Raw genomic sequence first — 19,835 nt, forward strand, 5'->3', positions numbered from 1 at the left:
CGCAATTAACGAGGCCTGCAATGACACTATTTTCAAAACTGCTTCTCGGCCTTGCATTTTTGTTCATACAGTTTGGGGTCGCACCCGCCTCTCTCGCTGACCAATCGCCACCGGAAAACTGCGCCGAACGCCCTTATGACAAGGGAAGGCTCTGGAAGGTCAGCAAAGGCGATGCCGTTCCCAGTTATATTTTCGGCACCATGCATTCAAAAGATCCGCGAATACTTCATTTGCCAGGTGTCATCATGCAGGTCTTTATGGCCTCGAACACTGCCGTGTTTGAAACCTCACTGAAAGACGATGAACTCGCGCGGAACAAGCAGATGATGCTACTGGCCCCCGGACAAAGCCTGAAGGAGAAGATTGGTGACACCCGCTTCATCGAACTGTCCCAGATCGCCGCTGCATATGGCATGCCTCCGGCAACTCTCGATCGCGTCAAGGTCTGGGCCGCCGCAGCGATCATCAGTCAGCCGCCTCCAACACCGCAATCTGACGGCCATACTTTGACACTGCTGGACAAGGAACTCGAAAAATCCGCGCGGCAATCAGGCAAACGGGTGATCGCGCTTGAAACCAACGCAGAACAGCTCTCTATTTTCGACTCCATGAGCGATACGGTTCAGCTAGAATATCTTGATCAGGCAATTGATGAAAACCACCGCCTGAATGAAGAACTTGAAACCATGACAAGCTATTACCTTTCCGGCAATACGGGGTGGATAGCCTGCAACCTCGAGGAGACGCTCCAGGAAACCAGCTCGGCCTTGAGCGAGATCATGACAACCGACCTCATATATATGCGCAACCAGCGAATGGTCGAACGAATGCTTCCCGAACTGCAAAGGGGAAACGCCTTCGTCGGGATCGGCGCACTACATTTACCAGGGGATGAAGGCGTCCTTTCGCTCCTTGAAAAGCTGGGCTATGAGATAGAGCAAAAATACTGACGTTGAGTCTTCCACAAGCTCTTTAAGACGATGCTGGACCGGTGAGTCAAAATCGTCACGCCATCGGAAAAGAAGGCATTTTAATGTCTTTAGCTCTTTTACTGCTGCGGGGGCATGTCTATATAACAACCAATTGTCTTCAAGGAACAGTGGTGACTGTATGCGTATAACGGGGAATAAGTCCTGGAGGACTAACCCAAAATGATGTATCTGCAAGTAGCTGCTGGTCTGGTTATCCTTCTGGTTTGCGGTGAACTTCTTGTCCGAGGCTCCGTCGCCCTAGCCGAGCAAATGGGTGTATCCAAACTGGTGATTGGCTTCACCGTGATCGCCTTCGGCACCTCAGCGCCGGAGTTGGTGGTGTGTATTCAGGCGGCGCTGGATGGCGTCCCTGGCATCGCCTTCGGAAATGTGATTGGCAGTAACATCGCCAATGTGCTTTTGGTTGTCGGTGTGCCTGCGTTGATATATCCGATCGTTTGCGATGCTCGTTCGGCATTACGCGACAGTTTCATCATGATCACCGCCACCCTCCTCTTCATGGTGCTCGCCTGGACCGGCACGATCCAGCTCTGGCAGGGGGCCATTCTTGTGGGGTTTCTTGCGGTTGTTGTCCTTCGATCCTATTTCCGCGCCCGCAAAGAGGGGGATGAAGGAGCGGAAGAAGCGCTGGAAGAATATGAGCAGAATATGCCGAAAAGCCTGCCCTTTTCCCTCCTGTTTGTGTTTATGGGCCTTGCCGGACTGATCCTCGGATCTCACTTGCTTGTGGAAGGCGCCGAAGTGATCGCCAGGGTCGCCGGCGTGTCAGATGAAATCATAGGCCTGACACTTGTTGCGCTGGGAACCTCCCTGCCGGAACTGGCGACATCCATCATTGCCGCGTTTCGCCGTCATGGAGATGTCGCCATCGGAAACGTCCTGGGATCGAACTTGTTTAATATTACGGGTATCATAGGGGTAACCGCAATTGTCGAACCGATGACGGCTCCAACACAAATCCTCCATTTCGATCTTTGGGTAATGCTTTTCGTCTCGCTGCTCATGATCCCCATCTTCCTCTCCAAAAAGCCGATAGGGCGAGCTCTCGGTGGAGCTTTCTGCATCGCCTATGTCGCCTATATCACAGCTCAGTTTTATGGTATGTCAGGTGTTTATGCTGCGCCGTTGCACTAGGCAATGTTAAACGGGACATTTTCAGGAATGCCAAACAATGTACTGATAACCGGCGCCAGCCGCAGAATAGGCCGCGCCATCGCTCTTGCCTTTGCCAAGGAGGATTGGGGTGTCGCACTGCATTACCATCAATCCAGAAAAGACGCGGAAACTCTGAAAGAAGAGCTTGCAGAGTTGAATACTCGTGTCTGCCTTGTCAAAGCTGACCTCTCAGACGCGAGTGCTGTCGCAGGGATCATACCAGAGGCTACGGCAAATCTGGGCCCCCTCACCTGCCTCGTTAACAATGCCGCCGTGTTCGCTAAAGATACCATCAGCGATGCCACGGCGGAAAGCTTCCACCATCATCTAAACACCAACCTTCTCGCTCCCATGCTGCTCACGCAAGCTTTTGCCGCACAATTGCCGAAGGAAGAGCAAGGGAATATCGTCAACATCGCCGATCAGCGGGTTTTTAACCTACGGCCGGATTTCACAACCTACACCTTGAGCAAAGCCGGTCTCTGGATCCTTACGCAGACCACCGCCATGGCGCTCGCTCCCGACATACGGGTAAATGCCATCGGACCGGGACCAACGCTGGCTAATTCAAGACAAACGGCGGCGCAATTCAAACAGCAGCAACAATCCGTTCCGCTAGGATATGGCCCAGAACCCGAGGAGATTGCGGAGGCAATACTTTTCATTGTGCAGGCAAGATCAATGACGGGAGAATTTATCTCCCTTGATGGGGGCCAGCATCTACCCATATTTCAGGGCAGTGCGAAGGAAGATGCATATGAATAAACCCACAGTAGCCAATGTCCTGTTTCCGGAAAAAATGACCCGGCCAACCTCCACGCATCAGGTCTTTATTACCGATCTCATGGTGGACATGCTCATCGGCGTTTATACGCATGAAAAATCAACCCCTCAGCCCGTCCGTTTTAATATCGAGATGACTGTGCTCGATGCACCGGCCCCGCTCGCGGATAATTACAAGAATGTGGTCTGCTATGAGACCATCGCAAATCACATCATGGACATGGCGAAAAGCGAGCACGTTAACCTGGTTGAAACACTCGCCGAGAAAGCCGCTGCGATCTGTCTTAATAATGAACGGGTTAGCCTCGTGAAGGTCAAAGTGGAAAAGCTCAACGCGATAAAAAACACGACAAGTGTCGGTGTTGAAATCATTCGTGGAAGGTCGTAATTTTGTCGGCGTCAGGCAAAAAACATAAAATTTGACGAAATCTCTGTGATAGTTGTGCACATCACCGCAGGAATTCCCCAGTTTCGATGCAACCCGTGAAAAAAATTGTGTTTTTCCTTGAACCTCTGGCTTGACATTTAAAAATGGTATATAATTCAAATACTTAAAAAATTGCCTAATTTTTAAGCAGGGTCGTCAAAGGCAAGGTTTCCTATGACCTACAGGGTTATGTCGATAGGTTATGCACAAAGTTTTCCACAGGAATCGTGGATAGTGTCAAAAAACTGTAATGGGGAAATTTGAAGCAAAAAAATTGATCTCTAATGTCTCTTTTTTATAAGGGGGTTAGGGTATTTTACTGAAGATCGTTTTAACTCTCGCGACTAACTTTAAACGATTTTCACGAGAAGATTTTAGGAAATGACGCAACAGGAACTCGAATCATCAGACAATATGAGCGAATCGCCATTTCGGCGCGGCGCTTTGGTAATCGAACGGTTCCTGAAAAACCTGCCGGGAACCCCGGGCGTCTATCGCATGATCGATGGCAGTGGTCAGGTACTCTATGTCGGCAAGGCAAAAAATCTTAAGAAACGGGTTAGCTCCTATGTCAAAATGACGGGGCAATCAACGCGCATTATGCGGATGGTCTCCCTCACCCGGTCGATGGAATTTGTCTCCACCCATACCGAAGTGGAAGCCTTGCTGCTTGAAGCAAATCTGATCAAGAATCTCAAACCTCGCTACAACATCATCCTCCGCGATGATAAATCCTTTCCCTATATCCTGATCACCGGTGATCACGAATGGCCGCAGATCACAAAGCATCGCGGGGCACGATCCCGAAAAGGGGAATATTACGGTCCCTTTGCCTCCGCCGGTGCCGTGAATGAAACTCTCGCCACCTTTCAAAGGCTGTTTCCCTTGCGCTCCTGCTCGGATTCAGAGTTTCAGAACCGGACCCGCCCCTGCCTGCAATATCAGATCAAGCGCTGTTCTGGTCCATGCGTCAATCTGATCAGCCGGGAAGACTATCTTGATGTTGTTGACGAAGCGCGTAATTTTCTCTCCGGTAAAAGCCATATGCTTCAAGAGAAACTGGCGGGGAAAATGCAGGCCGCGAGTGACTCCCTGGATTTCGAACAGGCCGCCATTTTGCGGGACCGGTTAAAAGCAATGGCCCATATCCAGTCAAAACAGACCATAAACCTGCCCGGAGACGACGAGGTGGATGTCATCGCCGCCCATCAGGAAGGCGGGCAGACCTGCGTTCAGGTCTTCTTTCTGCGATCGGGTCAGAACTTCGGTAACCGCGCACATTATCCATCACACAACAAGGAAGATGAGCTTGAGGATATCCTGAGCGCCTTTATCGGTCAGTTCTATGACGGACGTGGAGCGCCGCGCCGTATCTGGACAAGCCATCAACTGAAAGACGCCGACCTGATTGCCGAGGCCCTCTCCATTACATCCGAGCGCACTGTCAAAATCGAGGCTCCTCAACGTGGCCCGAAGAAGGAAATGGTCGAACATGCCAGAATGAATGCAAAAGGCGCGCTCGCGCGGCGCATGGCGGAAAACGCGACCCAGCGGAAGCATCTGGAAGGTGTCGCAGAAGCCTTCGATCTCGGTGATCCCCCCACCCGGATCGAGGTATATGACAACAGCCACATTTCCGGCACTCATTCAGTTGGTGGTATGATTGTTGCCGGTCCGGACGGGTTTGAGAAAAAGGCCTATCGGAAGTTCAATATCAAGAATACGGCGCTGGCCCCCGGCGATGATTACGGCATGATGCGCGAAGTGCTGACTCGCCGCTTCTCCCGCCTGCAAAAGGAGGATCCCGATAAATCCGGGCCTATCGTTTCCGGCTCACGAGAACAATGGCCTGACCTGATCCTGATTGACGGAGGTCAGGGACAGTTATCTGTCGCGCAAGAAGTGTTTGACGAACTTGAAATCAACGACGTTGCTCTGGTCGGAATTGCGAAGGGACCGGACCGCAATGCCGGACGGGAACGCTTTTTCATGACAGGCAAGCCCCCCTTCTCCCTGCCGGAGCGGGATCCGACGCTTTATTTCTTGCAGCGGCTTCGGGACGAAGTGCATCACTTTGCTATCTCCACCCATCGGGCCAAACGGTCCCGTGCGATCGGAAAATCACCGCTGGATGAAATTCCAGGTATCGGCGCCAAGCGCAAGAAGGCTCTCCTGAACCGCTTTGGATCCGCCAAGGGAGTTGAGCAAGCGGCCCTGAGTGATTTACAGGCAGTCGAGGGAATTTCCCGTGCAACCGCTGAGACAATCTACCGGTTTTTCCATGAAGAAAGCTGATTTCTGCTCTTTAATTCATGTTGCGGCCTGCCTATACTGCTTTTTTATCTCCAGTCCGTCGGCGTCAACAATCCATGCTCCTTAGCTTACCGAATTTACTGACACTGTCGCGCATTATTGTCATCCCCTTGCTGCTGGCGTCACTGTTCCTGCCGGGAAAACTGTCAAGCTGGGTGCCGCTGGGGCTGTTTATTGCCGCCGGTATAACGGACTTTTTCGATGGATACTTTGCCCGCCGTTATCGCCAGACTTCCAACCTCGGCCGGTTTATGGACCCCGTTGCAGACAAGTTGCTGGTCGCGTCGGTTCTTTTGGTGCTGGTTGGTATCGGTCGCATCGGAGACTGGGACTTGATACCGGCCACGATTATCCTCTGCCGTGAAATCATGGTGTCAGGCCTTCGGGAGTATCTCGCGGAGCTCCGCGTCGGCATGCCGGTCAGTAAGCTAGCCAAATGGAAGACGACGGCCCAGATATTTGCCCTCTGCTTTCTCCTGGGTGGTCCGGCTGTTGCCGATCAGTTTGATGCCACCCTCATCGGTCAGATTCTCCTCTGGCTCGCAGGCGTCCTCACCGTCTGGACAGGCTACGACTATCTCCGCCTCGGCCTCAAGCATATGATGAAAGACAGCGCGTGAAACAGCATGTTTGGGCAATCGGATCATGAAGGTCATTGGGATTTCAGGATGGAGCGGAAACGGCAAGACGACTCTTCTGGTCCGTCTGATACCGGCATTGCGCGCGCGCGGGTACAGCGTTTCCACCATTAAACATGCACACCACAAATTTGATATTGATACACCGGGCAAGGATTCCTTTCGTCACCGGGAGGCCGGTGCGGCGGAAGTCCTTGTCTCCTCCGCGAACCGATGGGCGCTCATGCATGAAAACCGCAATGAAGAAGAGGCAACGCTTGACGAGTTGATTGCAAAGTTGTCTCCGGTAGATATCCTGCTGGTGGAAGGTTTCAAGACAGATGATTTTCCGAAGATTGAAGTCTGGCGCACGGAAAGCGGAACCAAGCCGCGATATATGTCAGACAAAACCGTGATAGCACTGGCGACACCAGCATCCGATTTTGAGGCGCCCATCCCGGTTCTGGACTTGAATGACGAACATTGCATTGCTGAGTTCATCATTCAGCATTTCAAACTGGAGAGGGCAACCCATGGAACGGCTTGCTAACGATTGTTTCGCCAATGTGTCGGAGATGATCAGCGCCAACAAGGCGCTTGAGAAAATCGCGAGCGCCGCCTCCCTGCTTGTCGGTGTAGAGATTTGCGCCCTTCGCGAGGCAAAAGACCGTTACCTTGCGGAAGATATTGTCGCACCGCAGAACGTGCCGCTCTCCGACAATTCCGCCGTTGACGGCTTCGCTTTTGAATATTCCAGCTATCGAAACGCCGATGAAACGCCGCGTGCAGTTGCTGGCCAAAGCACGGCGGGGCATCCAATGACGGAGACACCACCACCCGGTTCAGCCGTCAAGATACTGACCGGGGCGCTGATGCCAGACGGTTTCGACACTGTTGTCATGGTTGAAGATGTCTCCTTTGAGGGCGATAAGGTTATCTTCCCTGCTCATCTCAAATCAGGCGCGAACCGCAGAAAAGCGGGAGAAGATATTCGCGAAGGACAGGTTCTGCTAAAGCGCGGCACCAGACTTCGCGCACAGGAACTCGGCTATCTTGCCTCAGTCGGGATTGACACCGTCCGGGTCTTCAACCACCTGAGAGTTGCCGTTTTCTCAACAGGTGATGAACTGATCAGTCCGGGCGAGACCACCTTCATCGGCAGCATGTACGACAGCAATCGAATTATCCTGACCACTCTTCTTGAGAGTTATGGCTGTCAGGTAACGGATCTTGGCATATTGAAGGATAAACGGCAGACTGTCCGGGATGCTTTGAAGCGCGCGTCGGAGGCGCATGATCTTGTTATCACCTCCGGCGGGGTGTCGATGGGGGAAGAGGATCATGTCAGGATAGCCCTATCAGAGATCGGCCAGCTGCATTTCTGGCGCATTGCCATCAAGCCGGGGCGCCCGCTCGCTCTCGGACAGATTGGGAATACTGCATTTGTGGGGCTGCCGGGAAACCCCATCGCTGCGCTCGTCTGTGCGCTGAAATTTGTCCGCCCGCTGGTGGGAATATTAAGTGGCTGGAGATCAGAGCCCCCCCTTACCTTTCAGGCAAAAGCCGGATTCACGATGAAAAAGAAACCCGGCCGTACGGAATGGCTGCGCGGGCGCTACACACCGGCAGCAGATGGCATCGGAACGGCCGAGAAGTATCACACGGAAGGATCCGGCATTCTCTCGTCGGCTGTCTGGGCAAATGGCTTGATCGAAATCGGAGATGATGTCACCTATATTGAAGAGGGAGATATGGTTACCTTTCTGTCCTTCTCGGAGTTGATGAGATGAAAATTCTCTATTTTGCGTGGTTGAAAGCCAAATTGCAGATGACTGAGGAAACCTTGCCCTGGTCGGAAGAGCGATCGGACACGGACAGCCTCGTTCACTGGATGAAGTCGCGCGGCCCGGCCTTCGCAGAGGTATTCAGTGACCTTGAGGTTGTCCGTATTGCGGTCAATCAAGAATATATCGTGGGAAATACTGCATTGAGCGAAAATGACGAGATCGCCTTTTTCCCACCGGTGACCGGAGGCTAGGATGATCCGCGTTCAGCGTGAAATATTTGATGTTGGCACGGAGATGGCCAAACTCACGAAGGGCCGGACGGATATCGGCGCAGTGGTCAGCTTTACCGGTCTTGTCCGCGACTTCAATGAAGGGTCCGCCGTAAAGGGCTTCAGCCTGGAACATTATCCCGGAATGACGGAGCGGGAACTTGCTAAGATAGAGACAGAGGCAAAGGCGCGTTGGGATTTACAGGCAAGCCTGATTATCCACCGCTATGGCGACATGGCCCTTGGGGAGCCGATTGTCCTTGTGGTCACGGCCTCCCCCCATCGCCAGGACGCTTTTGACGCCGCAAACTTCCTGATGGACTGGCTGAAGACAAAGGCCCCGTTCTGGAAAATGGAGAAAGGCGAAGACGGCGGGGCAAGCTGGGTCAAGGAACGGCAGACGGATATAGACGCCGCAAAAAGGTGGTCGGCGGACAGCCATGAATGACCGAAAAGGTCAGAAATTCAGATGATCAGAGTTCGCTCTGACGTTCGATCAACCATTCGCTCGCCAAACGGTTTGCCTCAGCGATCTGAACCGGTGACATCTTTGACATCAGAACCTTGTTCAATTTTGGCGCGGCCGTATCCCCTTTTGCCCCTGAAATGAGGGACCATTTCAATGCCTCGATCCTAACAATGGATTGTTCGATTTCCGCCTGAGCGGTCGGGGTGTCCAGATTAGCGATTTTTGCCTGCTCAAAAATCTGCTCAACCGCATCATTGTCAAGGCTGCCTTTCTTCTTCAATGAGGCAAGCGCTGCGGATTTTTCATCGGTCAACGTCGGCTCTGCTTTCGCAACTTTCTCCATCTGCTGCGGCTTTGCCGCATCGGCAACCGTCAGTTCCTCAGTCTTAGCTAAAGGCTCCGCCTTTTTCACCGCTTCCGCCTTTGCATCGGTCGCAGCCTTTTCTTTGAGGGGTTCGACCGGTTGTTTTGGTTCAGCTTTAGCGCTCATCCCTTCACCCGACGTCTGTTCGGCTTGCGCAGGAACGCTTTTCTCAATTGCGGGCGTAGGAACCGGTTCGATCTTTGTGATTTTTGCTTGAGGCACTGACGGCATCGTCGTCGTTGTTATCGCAGTGGATCCGTTTTGCTTCGCCATCAAGGCGGCAAGCCGTGCTCGGGCTGCATCCTTTTCGGCCTGATCAGACATCGCATCCTTCTGCGCTATGGCCATCCGCTGCTCTTCTATCTGCTGCTCGCGCAATGCCGCCTGCCGTTTCGCCTCTTCCGCCTGTGCTTGTGCAGCCTGAATCGCCGCTTCGCGGCTTTCTTCCAATGCCTTTGCCTTGGCCTCCGCTTCAGCCTTTCGCTGCGCGATCAGCTCACGCTGCTCAGCCGCCCGTTGTTCGGCAAGGGCTGCACTATTGTCATTTTGCTGCTGATTCCGCTCGCCAACCGCGGCTTTGGCGACCTGAAAGGCGGCCTCGTCCTGACCGGTGAAACTGCGAAACCAGAACCCCAATGCCGCAATTGACTGGGCTTCGCCATCCTGAATTTCTTCCGGAGACATGCTGCTCTTAAGCTGCTCAACCGCTGTATCCGCCTTTTCATTGCCCTGAGCCGCCGCCAGATTGTACCAGGCATAAGCGCCGATCAGATCGATATTGATCCCCTCTGCACCTTTCTCATAAATCTCACCAAGAGCAAACTGTGCATTGACATCACCGCGTTTTGCGACGGGCTGCCATTCCTCTATAGCCGCAACGGCATCATTTCGGTCAAGGGCTTCCTTGCCGGCCTCATAACTTGCCTGAGCGAATTGCGTGCCGAAAAGAGCGAGCCCCAGGGCCATGGTTAATCGCGTCACTATCATAACTGTCATTTGTCCCGAACAATCTGCGGCTTATTAAATTTGTCTGTATCTATACATTATTTTAGACGAAATTGCGCGAAAATCAAAATACCCGCCTCAACATGGTTAAGGCGGGTATTGATCAGTTGTGTTTTATAATCTGGTTATGCGGCTATTTTACGGCGAACACATTGATCATAATCCTTGATCAACTGCGCGCAAATAGTACCCGGCGTAAACTGATATCTGTCGATACTGCTGACAGGGGTAACTTCTGCGGCTGTGCCCGTCAGGAAACATTCAGAGAAGTCCACCATCTCTTCCGGCATGATCGCGCGCTCAATAACCTCGATCCCCCGTGCCCGGGCGAGATCAATGACGGTCCGCCGGGTGATGCCATCCAGGAAGCAATCAGGCGTCGGTGTGTGCAGTGCACCATCACGAACAAAAAAGATGTTGGCTCCGGTCGCCTCGGCAATCCGGCCTCGGTAATCAAGCATGAGCGCATCGTCGAACCCTTCAGACTCGGCCTGATGCTTGCTCAGCGTGCAAATCATATACAAACCGGCCGCTTTCGATTTCGTGGGGATCGTTTCCGGTGACGGACGTTTCCATTCGGAAAGTTTCAACCGGATCCCCTTCATCCGCGCTTCCGGTGAGAAGTAGCTCGGCCACACCCAGGCGGCGATAGCAAGATTGATCCGGTTGTTCTGGGCCGAAACGCCCATCATTTCCGAGCCGCGCCAGGCGACCGGACGGACATAGCCATCAACAATCTTGTTCGCAAGCACTGTCTGGCGGGAAGCTTCATTGATTTCTTCAGCGGTCTGTTCCAGTTTAAAGCCCAGAATACGGGCCGATTCAATCAGGCGGTCAGTATGTTCCCGGAGTTTGAAAATTTCGCCATCATAGACCCGTTCCCCTTCGAATACACTGCTGGCATAATGCAGCCCGTGTGTAAGCACATGGATGTTTGCATCGCGCCATGGTACGAGTTTACCATTCAACCAGATGTAGCCGTCTCGTTCGGCAAAAGAGGAGGTATCCATTTTGAAGCACCTTGCGTTATTATAATATCGTATATTCCCATAAAACGTTCGATTATGTCGAATCGAATGATGATTTTGTAACATTATAAGAAATATATGTCAACATGACTGACGTAAAATCTACGAATAACCCGCTTTTCCTGCGCGAAGAGGAACTTAGGCAGGCGATAGAGCTTCTGTTTTTTGCCTATCGCGACTTTACGGCGGGAGCAGATCAGGTTCTCAAGGACTATGATTTCGGACGGGCGCATCACCGTGTGATTCATTTTGTGGGGCGTAATGAAGGCATGACAGTGTCCGAATTGCTCGATATCCTGAAAATTACGAAACAGAGCCTCAATCGTGTCCTTAGTAACCTCATCAAACGCGGTTATGTCGAACAACGGCAGGGGGAAGAAGACCGGCGGCAGCGCTGCCTGTTCCTCACTGAAGAAGGCCGCAAGCTTGAGCAGAAGGTAAGCCGGGTCCAGCGAGAACTTGTCGCCAATGCGTTCCGGGAAGCCGGAGGCGATGCTGTCGCAGGTTATCGCAAGGTGCTAACCGGCCTGATCGATGAAGAGCAGCGGGACCGAGTCATGCGGCGGGTTTCGAAGCCATGACACCTTGGGCCGACAGGTAACCGACAATGCAGGACAATGCGCCTCATATTCTTGTAGTGGACGATGACAACCGACTGCTTTCGCTGTTGAAGAAATACCTCATGGATAACGGATATCGCGTCTCGACAGCGGCCAGTAACGCGATGGCGGAAAGCCGGATGGGAGGCTTCTTTTTCGACCTTATCGTACTGGATCGGATGATGCCCGGTGGAGACGGGATCGAACTGGTGCAAAGAATGCGCGGCGGCGGCGGATCCGCCCGCGAAATTCCGGTTCTGATGCTGACGGCAATGGGCGAAGCCGAAGAGAGAATCAACGGGCTGGAAGCCGGCGTCGATGATTATCTCAGCAAACCATTTGAACCGCGAGAGCTTTTGTTGCGCATCGATGCAATTTTACGCCGAGCAAAAACCGAAAAGCCAGTGGATATCCAGTTCGGATCCTTCACATTTAATCTTGAGCGCGGCGAACTGCTTAAAGACGGGGACATCATTAACTTGACCTCAGGGGAATCTTTACTGCTGAAATCGCTGGCCGCAACCCCAGGCGTTCCGATCAGCCGGGATGACCTTTCTGTTTCAAGCGGCAGTCAGGGCCGTGCCGTTGATGTTCAGATAACTCGCCTCAGGCGGAAGATAGAAGATGATCCGAAGGCACCGCGCCATCTTCAGACGGTACGCGGTGAAGGATATGTTTTATGGGCGGACTAACCCTTTTGCGCGATATATTTCGCCGGATAGGAGGCATTTATAACCAGATAACCGCTGGTTTTATCAAAAATCTCATGCCCCGCACTTTGTTCGGCCGGTCAATCATGATCGTTGTTCTGCCGATCCTGTTGCTGCAGATTCTGGTGACCTATATTTTCTACGAACGCCACTGGGATGATGTCGCACGGCGGCTCGCACAGGGCGTGGCAGGTGACGTTGCCGCCGTCATATCGCTTCGTGACCGGTTTCCCGGCAGTGTGGCAGAGGCGGACATTCTCAGTATCGCGCGCGGGCACATGCGTCTCGCAGTCAGCATAAATGAAGGAGCTACGCTTCCCGAAGCCAGCGTCAGAAAGTCAAGCTACGGCTTTCTGGAAAGCCATCTGGTGAGTGCCATGAGGGAGAGCCTCCCCGCCCGCGCCTTCGATATCTCGACGAATACCAAGCTCGAATCCGTCATCATTTTGATACAATTGCCCGACGGGGTGCTGCAGGTGATCGTCCGCGACAAGCGATTATTTTCATCCACGACCTATATATTTGTCATGTGGATGGTGGCGATTTCCCTGGTCCTGCTGGGCGTCGCCTTATTGTTTCTTCGCAATCAGATGCGCCCCATCCGCCAACTTGCAAGAGCGGCCGAGCAATTTGGTAAAGGCCAGTTCGTTGATGATTTCAAACCAAGTGGCGCCCAGGAAATACGATCCGCTTCCCGGGCTTTTCATGTCATGAAACACCGGATTCTGCGGCAGATTACGCAGCGCACGGAGATGCTTGCTGGCGTCAGCCACGATCTTCGGACTCCCCTCACAAGAATGAAACTGCAACTCGCGATGATGCCGGAAGATGAGAGCAAGGTGAGTCTTCAAGGTGACGTTGCTGATATGGAAAAAATGGTGGAAGGTTATCTCGCCTTTGCGCAAGGGCAAGAAGCAGAGGCGGTAGAAGACGCGGACATACCTGAACTTTTCCATGACATTGTCATGAACGCCCGTCGTCAGGGCGCCGCCATTTCCCTTGAAGCTCCGGACGTCCTGCGCGCGGAACTCCGGCCCAGCAGCTTTAAACGTTGCATCACTAATCTGGTAAATAACGCCGCCCGTTACGCGACAGAGATATGGGTCACCGTCAAATCAACAAATTCGGAGATCATTATCATAATCGATGACGACGGACCCGGAATCCCTGAGGAAAACCGCAAGGACGTATTCCGGCCTTTCTACCGACTTGATCCCTCGCGCAACATGAAAACAGGCGGCAGTGGTCTCGGCATGACGATTGCCCGTGACGTTATCCACGGACATGGCGGGCAGATTGCTCTTGGCACTTCTCCGGCTGGAGGCCTTCAGATTGAGATCCGGCTGCCACTTTAACGCATGGATTTCACGCGTTATTTTGCAAAAGGGGAAAAATTCTGCTGAATTTCGCTGACGGCTTTTTGTTCCGTCACCGGGACTTGTGCGAATGTTGTGTTGGCCAGCGCAAGAACAGGTGGGATGGTTGCCACTGCGAGTTGCGGTGTTTTGGCCGCCGCGGCCATCATGAAGACTTCGTTTACCTCACTGTTCAGGCTTGTGGTTAGCGTGGCAACATCCTGATCGCGGCTTTTGAAAACCGCAAAGGCCTCGTTCGCTTTTTGACAAGCCGCGGCAATCTGTTGGGTATGCTTTTGAAAAAGCGTGGTTAAATCAGGCGGGGTCGGCATTCCGTCGTCCGTCGATTGATCGGTTTCAGCCATCAGATACGCTCCTTTTCTCCAAGCCTATTCCAGCCGACGACCGATCGGCACGTCATGATCCGGCGCAGCCAGTGAGATTTTCCCATCCGCGTCACTGAACCCGAGGACCAACACTTCGGACATGAACGGGCCGATTTGCCGCGGCGGAAAATTTACGACCGCCATAACATGTCGACCAACCAGATCTTCCGGTTTATACAGCGCGGCTATCTGCGCCGAGCTTTTGCGAATACCTATTTCTTCGCCAAAATCAACTTTCAGCTTGTATGCCGGTTTCCGCGCCTCCGGGAACTCGGTTGCCTCGACAACACGGCCGACCCGTATGTCGACTTTCAGGAAATCCTCGAACGTAATTACATTTTCCATGAACCATGCATCTCCTATACTCTCGGCGATGCTAGGATAAATGGTCTCAAAAATCACCCGCTTTATCCTCCGGACGAAAACTTCTCGGCGACCTGTTCGATGGATGCCAGAGACTGTTCCATCGATTTGTTGATTGCCTCAAAGGACTTGTTTGTGGATTCTGTCAGCGTTTCCGCGGCTTTGGTCAGGGTATCAACCGTAAGATTGAGATTGTCTATCTCGGACTGTATATCCGGCGCCTTGCCCTGTCCGGCATTTGCCGTTGACACAGAACTATTGAGCGATTTCTGCAAGTTGCCGATTGTCTGTTGCAGCGTTGTCCGCTGCTGTTGAACAATATCCTGCAGACCCTCACTGGCAGCCTGCACAGCGGCCGTCATTTTCTGCATATTCTGAGTCTGGTAAGTTGTGATAGCGCTCAGATCAGGAATGATGACCCCTCCGGCAGGCGTCGGCGGGCCACCGCTCGGTGCCGCTGTATCGCTACTCTGTGCAGGTGGCGGTGTTGCTGTTGTCGTCTCTGTCGTCGCCGGATCGCTTTTTGAAGATGCAGGAGTATCACTCATGGCTCTATCCTCTCAGTTTATAGAGAATAATATAGAACCAGAAATACAACTTTAAAGAGATTTTTTCCTAATTTATTCTATTATCCGAGTTCTCTTGAACGATTGGTTGCCGCCGCGACTGTTTCTTTCATTAATGGACCCAACCCCTTCTTTTCATCCATCAAGACAGCCAGTCCTGCCGCCGTTGTGCCATTCGGACTGGTCACATTTTTGCGCAACTGTGCCGCCGTCTCTGCGGATTGCCGAGCAAGCGCACCCGCCCCTGCCACGGTCTGCTCAGCCAGCTTGACAGCAAGTTCTTCCGGCAGCCCCGCATCGATCCCAGCCGCCGTCATCGCCTCAATCATGTAAAAGACATAGGCAGGCCCGGAACCGGAGACGCCCGTCACCGCATCCATCAAGCCTTCATCCTCGATCCAGGCGACCTCGCCAATGGCCTGCATCAGTTGATCGCAATGGTTCCTCTGGCTCGCACCAACATGCGGGTTCGGACAACAAACCATCATGCCCTGATGGACGGCGGCCGGGGTATTCGGCATGACGCGTATCACCGCCACCGATTTTCCAAACGCTTCCTCAAATGTTGAAATACGCGTGCCTGCCGCAATGGAAATGACAAGGCTTCCTCTCTCCGTCAGTCGCCGGAAGGTTCCGAGAACATCCTTGATGATTTGCGGCTTAACTGCCAAGACAATGATATCCGGCTGGAAATCATCTGGAATATCTTCTGCCGAATCTATTCCCCTGCATCCCAATTCCGTTGCATAAGCCAGATTTTCCGTATTGGGATCGATAACCACTATTCCGGCAGATTCAAATCCGTTTTCGATCCAGCCGCCAAGCATTGCCTGCCCCATCTTGCCGGAGCCAACAAGCAACAATGAAAGAGGCATGATTTATGCCTCACCCATTGTTTCAAACATTGCTGCTTCTATAGCCTCTTCCGGTGTTTTTCCGCCCCAAATACAGAACTGGATCGCCGGGTAAAACTTCTCGAGCTCGCTCATCCCGATCTCTACAAGGGTTTGAACCTGCTCACTGGTTATAATGCTGGCACCACTCAACAGCAGGGAGTGGCGGAACAGGATCATCCCCTCCTCCCGCCAGGTATCGAAATGGCCGACCGGCATCCTTTCATTGACCCGCGCCAACAGCTCATAGACGGCAGCATATCGCCGCTCCGGTATCTTTACATCATAGGCACATGAAAAGTGAATCGCCCGAAGATCAGACCGCCAGGAAAACCAGAGATGATACTGGCACCAGCTCCCCTCCACTCCCACAGTCAATTCATTATTTCCCTGTCGATCAAAGGACCAGTCGTTATCGACAATAATGCTTTCAATCAGATCAAGGGGATTGGAGTCTTCGAGTTCTTCGTGAGTGAGATACAAGGACGTCATGGAGCCATTCCTTTCAGAACCATCCCCCGGCTGGCGCCTTGTGACTCGACTTTGAAGCCTAGCCGGTAAGGAAATCTACTGCAGACAATATATGGTGCCGCTTATTCTGCGAAACCATAAATCTAGCGTAGTTCCCCTAGAGTTGCAGCGCAACAAAGAAAGTACTGTCAGACCGCTTTTTCTGTGGATAAATTCAGTCGTCCGACGCGGAAGTTTTCTTCTTGGCGGCCGGTGCTTTACGCGTGCGCGGTGTCTTGGAAAGCTCGCCAACCTTTTTCTCAAGTGCCGCAAGACGTTCTTTTAATTTGTCATTTTCCTCACGCGCAAGTACGGCCACAGCTTTTACCGCGTCAAATTCTTCGCGCGGGACAAGGTCCATCTCGCTGACAAAGCGCTCCATCCGCTGATGGAAGAGATTTTCCCATTCCGTTTTAACCCCCTGCGCTGTGCCGAGGGCACCGGTGGCAAGTCGGGCGAGATCATCAAAAAGACGGGAATTTGTCTGCATCGCGTTGAACCTTCAATAAGATTAGTCTCCATAATGACAAGGGAGAGGCAGGAAAGCAACTGCCTTGCCGAGAGAAGCTTGCGAATATTCTCAAGAACTTTATATAGTAGCCCGCATGATATTATCGACCCTTTTCGCGGCCATCGCCTTTCCCGAAATTGACCCTGTCATTTTCCAGATAGGACCCTTTGCCATTCGCTGGTACGCACTTGCCTATGTCGTCGGCCTGATCCTTGGCTGGCAGTTAATGATGCGCCTTGCCCGGGAGGATGGATCAAGAGTCTCCCCCAAGCAGGTGGATGATTTTCTGATCTGGGCCACGCTGGGGGTTATTCTGGGCGGAAGGCTCGGCTATGTGCTGTTTTACAAGCCCGAGTATTATTTCGGAAATCCATCCGAGATTTTCATGGTCTGGCAAGGCGGCATGTCCTTCCATGGGGGATTCTTAGGCGTTGTGCTGGCCACGGTTCTCTATTGCCGGTTCAAAAAAATTGTCACCCTTGATTTTGGCGACTTGCTGGCGACAGTTGTGCCCGTCGGGCTTTTCTTCGGACGGATCGCGAACTTCATTAACGGAGAGCTATATGGTCGCGTGACCGATGTGACCTGGGGAATGGCGTTCCCGGGCGGCGGCGATCTCCCACGCCATCCCAGCCAGCTTTATGAAGCGCTACTGGAAGGAATCGTCCTGTTCGCCGTGCTCCTTGTATTCCGGCGAACACGCTATGCCGAAAAGCCCGGGTTTATCATGGGCCTCTTCTTCGCAGGATATGCTGTCGCTCGGAGCATTGTGGAGCTTTACAGGGAGCCGGACGCCTATCTCGGATTCCTGATCGGCGGAGCCACGATGGGGCAACTTCTCTCCCTTCCGATCCTGATTGTTGGTCTGTATTTCATGTTTCGCCCGTCCCGCAAAACCGCATGAATCCCCTTGGCGAACTGCTGAAGGCGCGGATTGAGAGAGAGGGGCCGATCTCCCTGCATGATTATATGGAAATGGCAGTGAGCCATCCGGAGCATGGCTATTACGCAAGGCAAAACCCGTTCGGAGCAGAAGGCGATTTTATTACCGCGCCGGAGGCCAGCCAGATGTTTGGAGAACTGATCGGACTTTGGGCGGTGGACGTCTGGGTCAAACTCGGCCAGCCTGGCAAGTTCTATATCCTTGAACTGGGACCGGGGAACGGCACCCTGATGGGCGACGCACTGAGAAGCGCCCGGCTGGTGCCGGAATTCCTGGCTGCCGCTGAAATCCATCTGATTGAAACCAGCGCTCGGCTGAAAGAGCGGCAGGCAGAGACCCTTGATGATCATGACATCCATTGGCATGATGAGCTACCGGACCTTGTCGGTGCACCCATTATTCTGATTGCCAACGAATTTTTTGACGCACTGCCTATCCATCAATATAGCTATCAATCCGGCACCTGGGTTGAGCGGATGATCACCCTTCGCGATGGCAAATTCGCTTATCAGCTCGCCGATACTCCCGTAGCCATCACTTCCGCTCCTTCTGCGGATGATAATGACATTCTCGAACTATGCCTTGCAGGGGACAGACTGATCGAGCAGATCAGCAAGCTCATCTTCCGTGAAGGTGGCGCGGCACTAATAATAGACTACGGGGCAACAGAAACCATTCTAGGCGACAGCTTTCAGGCCATGAAACGCCATGAATATGCTGATCCTTTAGCCTCACCCGGAGAAGCCGATCTGACTACCCATGTCAGATTCAGCAATCTTCGGGAAATTGCTCTTTCCTGTGGCATCACCGTACAAGGCCCGATACCGCAGGGCCGGTTTCTGGAACGGCTTGGCATCGAAGCAAGGCATCATCAACTGAAGAAGAATGCAGGCGAGGTGCAACGCAAAAATCTTGATACGCAATTGCGTCGCCTAATCAGCTCATCCGAAATGGGGACACTTTTCAAAGTCATGGCATTATCCCATAATACATCGGCAGCAACGGAAGGTTTTGGATCTTGAGATGCTAAAAAGTTCAATACTTGAGAATGAGGCGATCGCTCATGCCTTTTTCACGCGCGATGGCGGTGTGTCCGAGCATCTCTATCAAAGCCTCAATTGCGGTCCCGGCTCCAAAGACGATCCAGCGAGGGTTGCAGAAAACCGCGCGCGCGCCATGGCCATGATCAACCGGCCGGCGGACGCTCTCAGGACTGTTTATCAAATTCACAGCACCGAGGTTCTGGTTATTGATCGAAGACAAGAAATCACCCCAAGACCAAAAGCGGATGCCATGGTAACCAATATTCCGGGTATCGCCCTTGGCATCCTCACGGCAGACTGCGTGCCGGTACTATTTGCGGATGTGGAAAATAAGGTTATCGGTGCCGCGCATTCTGGCTGGAAAGGCGCACTAGGGAATATCAGCACGCGTGTCATTGAAAAGATGACAGAACTTGGTGCAAAAAAATCAAATATCCGGGCGGCGATCGGGCCCGCGATTGCCCAGAAGTCATATGAAGTCGGTCCGGAGTTTCCGGCGCCCTTCCTGGAAGCGGATTCCGATGCGACACGGTTTTTTATTCCCTCCGAAAAAGAAGGTCATCATATGTTTGACCTGACCGGATTTGTCCGCGCAGGCCTTGAAAAAGAAGAAATCAAGGTAGTTGATCTGTTGGGCAATGACACTTGCGCAGAAGAAGAACTGTTTTTCAGTTATCGACGTATGGTAAAGCGGGGGGAAGCGGATTATGGCCGCCAGCTGTCGGCAATCGTCCTTACCGGGTAATT

Annotated in this window: 24 protein-coding genes; 16 read left to right on the forward strand and 8 right to left on the reverse strand. The window is 52.7% G+C overall.

Translation table 11 applies throughout. From position 1 onward, the window contains the following. Positions 1 to 20 precede the first annotated feature (20 nt). The 10 genes from AAC599_RS17900 to AAC599_RS17945 all read left to right on the forward strand — a co-directional run bounded on the left by AAC599_RS17900 (position 21) and on the right by AAC599_RS17945 (position 8,791). Entirely contained in the window at positions 21 to 950 is a 930-nt protein-coding gene (locus tag AAC599_RS17900; protein ID WP_340151773.1) for a TraB/GumN family protein, read from the forward strand. A gap of 201 nt (positions 951 to 1,151) precedes the next feature. Further along, positions 1,152 to 2,126: a calcium/sodium antiporter gene (locus AAC599_RS17905; protein ID WP_340151774.1), complete on the forward strand. Its 975-nt coding sequence runs from the start codon at positions 1,152 to 1,154 to the stop codon at positions 2,124 to 2,126. Positions 2,127 to 2,153: 27 nt separating this feature from the next. Next, complete coding sequence (locus AAC599_RS17910) at positions 2,154 to 2,912, forward strand: SDR family oxidoreductase (protein ID WP_340151775.1); 759 nt, start codon at positions 2,154 to 2,156, stop codon at positions 2,910 to 2,912. Then, entirely contained in the window at positions 2,905 to 3,318 is a 414-nt protein-coding gene (locus AAC599_RS17915) for a dihydroneopterin aldolase (protein WP_340151776.1), read from the forward strand. Before AAC599_RS17910 ends, AAC599_RS17915 begins: the two co-directional genes overlap by 8 nt. 420 nt (positions 3,319 to 3,738) lie before the next feature. Beyond that, positions 3,739 to 5,652 carry an excinuclease ABC subunit UvrC gene (gene uvrC / locus AAC599_RS17920; protein WP_340151777.1) on the forward strand — a complete coding sequence of 638 codons (1,914 nt, stop codon included), beginning with the start codon at positions 3,739 to 3,741 and terminating at the stop codon, positions 5,650 to 5,652. A gap of 74 nt (positions 5,653 to 5,726) precedes the next feature. Further along, positions 5,727 to 6,290, forward strand: a complete 564-nt coding sequence (gene pgsA / locus AAC599_RS17925; protein ID WP_340151778.1) for a CDP-diacylglycerol--glycerol-3-phosphate 3-phosphatidyltransferase — start codon at positions 5,727 to 5,729, stop codon at positions 6,288 to 6,290. A 25-nt stretch (positions 6,291 to 6,315) separates the two neighbouring features. Then, positions 6,316 to 6,837, forward strand: a complete 522-nt coding sequence (mobB, locus tag AAC599_RS17930) for a molybdopterin-guanine dinucleotide biosynthesis protein B (RefSeq protein WP_340151779.1) — start codon at positions 6,316 to 6,318, stop codon at positions 6,835 to 6,837. Continuing rightward, entirely contained in the window at positions 6,821 to 8,077 is a 1,257-nt protein-coding gene (glp, locus tag AAC599_RS17935; protein WP_340151780.1) for a gephyrin-like molybdotransferase Glp, read from the forward strand. The genes mobB and glp overlap by 17 nt, the downstream gene beginning before the upstream one ends. After that, positions 8,074 to 8,325 carry a molybdopterin converting factor subunit 1 gene (gene moaD / locus AAC599_RS17940; protein ID WP_340151781.1) on the forward strand — a complete coding sequence of 84 codons (252 nt, stop codon included), beginning with the start codon at positions 8,074 to 8,076 and terminating at the stop codon, positions 8,323 to 8,325. The genes glp and moaD overlap by 4 nt, the downstream gene beginning before the upstream one ends. A 1-nt stretch (position 8,326) precedes the next feature. Then, complete coding sequence (locus tag AAC599_RS17945) at positions 8,327 to 8,791, forward strand: molybdenum cofactor biosynthesis protein MoaE (RefSeq protein WP_340151782.1); 465 nt, start codon at positions 8,327 to 8,329, stop codon at positions 8,789 to 8,791. Between the two features lie 25 nt (positions 8,792 to 8,816). Here AAC599_RS17945 and AAC599_RS17950 read toward each other — a convergent pair whose 3' ends face one another. Further along, the gene (locus AAC599_RS17950) at positions 8,817 to 10,172 is read right to left on the reverse strand and encodes a hypothetical protein (protein WP_340151783.1); all 1,356 of its coding nucleotides are present in this window, start codon (positions 10,170 to 10,172) and stop codon (positions 8,817 to 8,819) included. Positions 10,173 to 10,306: 134 nt separating this feature from the next. Continuing rightward, a complete protein-coding gene (locus tag AAC599_RS17955) occupies positions 10,307 to 11,191 on the reverse strand; it encodes a branched-chain amino acid aminotransferase (RefSeq protein ID WP_340151784.1) in 885 nt (294 codons plus the stop codon). Between the two features lie 104 nt (positions 11,192 to 11,295). Between AAC599_RS17955 and AAC599_RS17960 the strand changes: the two genes are divergently transcribed. From AAC599_RS17960 to AAC599_RS17970, 3 genes are read left to right on the forward strand one after another with little or no spacing between them, the layout of a single operon-like run. Further along, positions 11,296 to 11,790, forward strand: coding sequence for a MarR family transcriptional regulator (locus AAC599_RS17960; RefSeq protein WP_340151785.1), 495 nt, complete (start codon positions 11,296 to 11,298; stop codon positions 11,788 to 11,790). A 26-nt stretch (positions 11,791 to 11,816) separates the two neighbouring features. Next, entirely contained in the window at positions 11,817 to 12,500 is a 684-nt protein-coding gene (locus tag AAC599_RS17965; RefSeq protein WP_340151786.1) for a response regulator, read from the forward strand. Continuing rightward, positions 12,488 to 13,873 (forward strand): ATP-binding protein, encoded by a 1,386-nt coding sequence (locus AAC599_RS17970; protein ID WP_340151787.1) that lies wholly within the window; start codon positions 12,488 to 12,490, stop codon positions 13,871 to 13,873. Before AAC599_RS17965 ends, AAC599_RS17970 begins: the two co-directional genes overlap by 13 nt. Before the next feature lie 17 nt (positions 13,874 to 13,890). Here the strand turns inward: AAC599_RS17970 and AAC599_RS17975 are convergent, their stop codons facing one another. The 6 genes from AAC599_RS17975 to AAC599_RS18000 all read right to left on the reverse strand — a co-directional run bounded on the left by AAC599_RS17975 (position 13,891) and on the right by AAC599_RS18000 (position 17,081). Then, the gene (locus AAC599_RS17975) at positions 13,891 to 14,238 is read right to left on the reverse strand and encodes a hypothetical protein (protein WP_340151788.1); all 348 of its coding nucleotides are present in this window, start codon (positions 14,236 to 14,238) and stop codon (positions 13,891 to 13,893) included. A gap of 24 nt (positions 14,239 to 14,262) precedes the next feature. Continuing rightward, positions 14,263 to 14,604 (reverse strand): tRNA-binding protein, encoded by a 342-nt coding sequence (locus AAC599_RS17980; RefSeq protein WP_340151789.1) that lies wholly within the window; start codon positions 14,602 to 14,604, stop codon positions 14,263 to 14,265. A 62-nt stretch (positions 14,605 to 14,666) separates the two neighbouring features. Next, the gene (locus AAC599_RS17985; protein WP_340151790.1) at positions 14,667 to 15,170 is read right to left on the reverse strand and encodes a hypothetical protein; all 504 of its coding nucleotides are present in this window, start codon (positions 15,168 to 15,170) and stop codon (positions 14,667 to 14,669) included. An 80-nt stretch (positions 15,171 to 15,250) separates the two neighbouring features. Further along, positions 15,251 to 16,063: a pyrroline-5-carboxylate reductase gene (gene proC, locus AAC599_RS17990; RefSeq protein ID WP_340151791.1), complete on the reverse strand. Its 813-nt coding sequence runs from the start codon at positions 16,061 to 16,063 to the stop codon at positions 15,251 to 15,253. A 3-nt stretch (positions 16,064 to 16,066) separates the two neighbouring features. Beyond that, entirely contained in the window at positions 16,067 to 16,573 is a 507-nt protein-coding gene (locus AAC599_RS17995; protein ID WP_340151792.1) for a YbjN domain-containing protein, read from the reverse strand. A gap of 193 nt (positions 16,574 to 16,766) precedes the next feature. After that, positions 16,767 to 17,081 (reverse strand): accessory factor UbiK family protein, encoded by a 315-nt coding sequence (locus tag AAC599_RS18000; RefSeq protein ID WP_340151793.1) that lies wholly within the window; start codon positions 17,079 to 17,081, stop codon positions 16,767 to 16,769. 115 nt (positions 17,082 to 17,196) lie between these two features. On the opposite strand from AAC599_RS18000, the gene lgt reads away from it, so the two are divergent. Genes lgt through pgeF form a run of 3 tightly spaced genes read left to right on the forward strand, consistent with a single transcriptional unit; the run spans position 17,197 to position 19,833 of the window. Further along, on the forward strand, positions 17,197 to 18,006 hold the full coding sequence (lgt, locus tag AAC599_RS18005) for a prolipoprotein diacylglyceryl transferase (protein ID WP_340151794.1): 810 nt from the start codon (positions 17,197 to 17,199) through the stop codon (positions 18,004 to 18,006). Beyond that, positions 18,003 to 19,067 (forward strand): SAM-dependent methyltransferase, encoded by a 1,065-nt coding sequence (locus AAC599_RS18010; protein ID WP_340151795.1) that lies wholly within the window; start codon positions 18,003 to 18,005, stop codon positions 19,065 to 19,067. Before lgt ends, AAC599_RS18010 begins: the two co-directional genes overlap by 4 nt. 1 nt (position 19,068) lies before the next feature. Beyond that, a complete protein-coding gene (gene pgeF / locus AAC599_RS18015) occupies positions 19,069 to 19,833 on the forward strand; it encodes a peptidoglycan editing factor PgeF (RefSeq protein WP_340151796.1) in 765 nt (254 codons plus the stop codon). Positions 19,834 to 19,835: the final 2 nt, after the last annotated feature.

The sequence above is a fragment of the uncultured Sneathiella sp. genome, from assembly GCF_963976355.1.
Classification (GTDB): domain Bacteria; phylum Pseudomonadota; class Alphaproteobacteria; order Sneathiellales; family Sneathiellaceae; genus Sneathiella.

Excerpts from the sequence above, each read along its gene's own strand:
- AAC599_RS17900 (WP_340151773.1), top strand. The coding sequence starts at position 21 with ATGACACTATTTTCAAAACTGCTTCTCGGCCTTGCATTTTTGTTCATA.
- AAC599_RS17905 (WP_340151774.1), top strand. The coding sequence starts at position 1,152 with ATGATGTATCTGCAAGTAGCTGCTGGTCTGGTTATCCTTCTGGTTTGC.
- AAC599_RS17910 (WP_340151775.1), top strand. The coding sequence starts at position 2,154 with ATGCCAAACAATGTACTGATAACCGGCGCCAGCCGCAGAATAGGCCGC.
- AAC599_RS17915 (WP_340151776.1), top strand. The coding sequence starts at position 2,905 with ATGAATAAACCCACAGTAGCCAATGTCCTGTTTCCGGAAAAAATGACC.
- uvrC (WP_340151777.1), top strand. The coding sequence starts at position 3,739 with ATGACGCAACAGGAACTCGAATCATCAGACAATATGAGCGAATCGCCA.
- pgsA (WP_340151778.1), top strand. The coding sequence starts at position 5,727 with ATGCTCCTTAGCTTACCGAATTTACTGACACTGTCGCGCATTATTGTC.
- mobB (WP_340151779.1), top strand. The coding sequence starts at position 6,316 with ATGAAGGTCATTGGGATTTCAGGATGGAGCGGAAACGGCAAGACGACT.
- glp (WP_340151780.1), top strand. The coding sequence starts at position 6,821 with ATGGAACGGCTTGCTAACGATTGTTTCGCCAATGTGTCGGAGATGATC.
- moaD (WP_340151781.1), top strand. The coding sequence starts at position 8,074 with ATGAAAATTCTCTATTTTGCGTGGTTGAAAGCCAAATTGCAGATGACT.
- AAC599_RS17945 (WP_340151782.1), top strand. The coding sequence starts at position 8,327 with ATGATCCGCGTTCAGCGTGAAATATTTGATGTTGGCACGGAGATGGCC.
- AAC599_RS17950 (WP_340151783.1), bottom strand. The coding sequence starts at position 10,172 with ATGACAGTTATGATAGTGACGCGATTAACCATGGCCCTGGGGCTCGCT.
- AAC599_RS17955 (WP_340151784.1), bottom strand. The coding sequence starts at position 11,191 with ATGGATACCTCCTCTTTTGCCGAACGAGACGGCTACATCTGGTTGAAT.
- AAC599_RS17960 (WP_340151785.1), top strand. The coding sequence starts at position 11,296 with ATGACTGACGTAAAATCTACGAATAACCCGCTTTTCCTGCGCGAAGAG.
- AAC599_RS17965 (WP_340151786.1), top strand. The coding sequence starts at position 11,817 with ATGCAGGACAATGCGCCTCATATTCTTGTAGTGGACGATGACAACCGA.
- AAC599_RS17970 (WP_340151787.1), top strand. The coding sequence starts at position 12,488 with ATGGGCGGACTAACCCTTTTGCGCGATATATTTCGCCGGATAGGAGGC.
- AAC599_RS17975 (WP_340151788.1), bottom strand. The coding sequence starts at position 14,238 with ATGGCTGAAACCGATCAATCGACGGACGACGGAATGCCGACCCCGCCT.
- AAC599_RS17980 (WP_340151789.1), bottom strand. The coding sequence starts at position 14,604 with ATGGAAAATGTAATTACGTTCGAGGATTTCCTGAAAGTCGACATACGG.
- AAC599_RS17985 (WP_340151790.1), bottom strand. The coding sequence starts at position 15,170 with ATGAGTGATACTCCTGCATCTTCAAAAAGCGATCCGGCGACGACAGAG.
- proC (WP_340151791.1), bottom strand. The coding sequence starts at position 16,063 with ATGCCTCTTTCATTGTTGCTTGTTGGCTCCGGCAAGATGGGGCAGGCA.
- AAC599_RS17995 (WP_340151792.1), bottom strand. The coding sequence starts at position 16,573 with ATGACGTCCTTGTATCTCACTCACGAAGAACTCGAAGACTCCAATCCC.
- AAC599_RS18000 (WP_340151793.1), bottom strand. The coding sequence starts at position 17,081 with ATGCAGACAAATTCCCGTCTTTTTGATGATCTCGCCCGACTTGCCACC.
- lgt (WP_340151794.1), top strand. The coding sequence starts at position 17,197 with ATGATATTATCGACCCTTTTCGCGGCCATCGCCTTTCCCGAAATTGAC.
- AAC599_RS18010 (WP_340151795.1), top strand. The coding sequence starts at position 18,003 with ATGAATCCCCTTGGCGAACTGCTGAAGGCGCGGATTGAGAGAGAGGGG.
- pgeF (WP_340151796.1), top strand. The coding sequence starts at position 19,069 with ATGCTAAAAAGTTCAATACTTGAGAATGAGGCGATCGCTCATGCCTTT.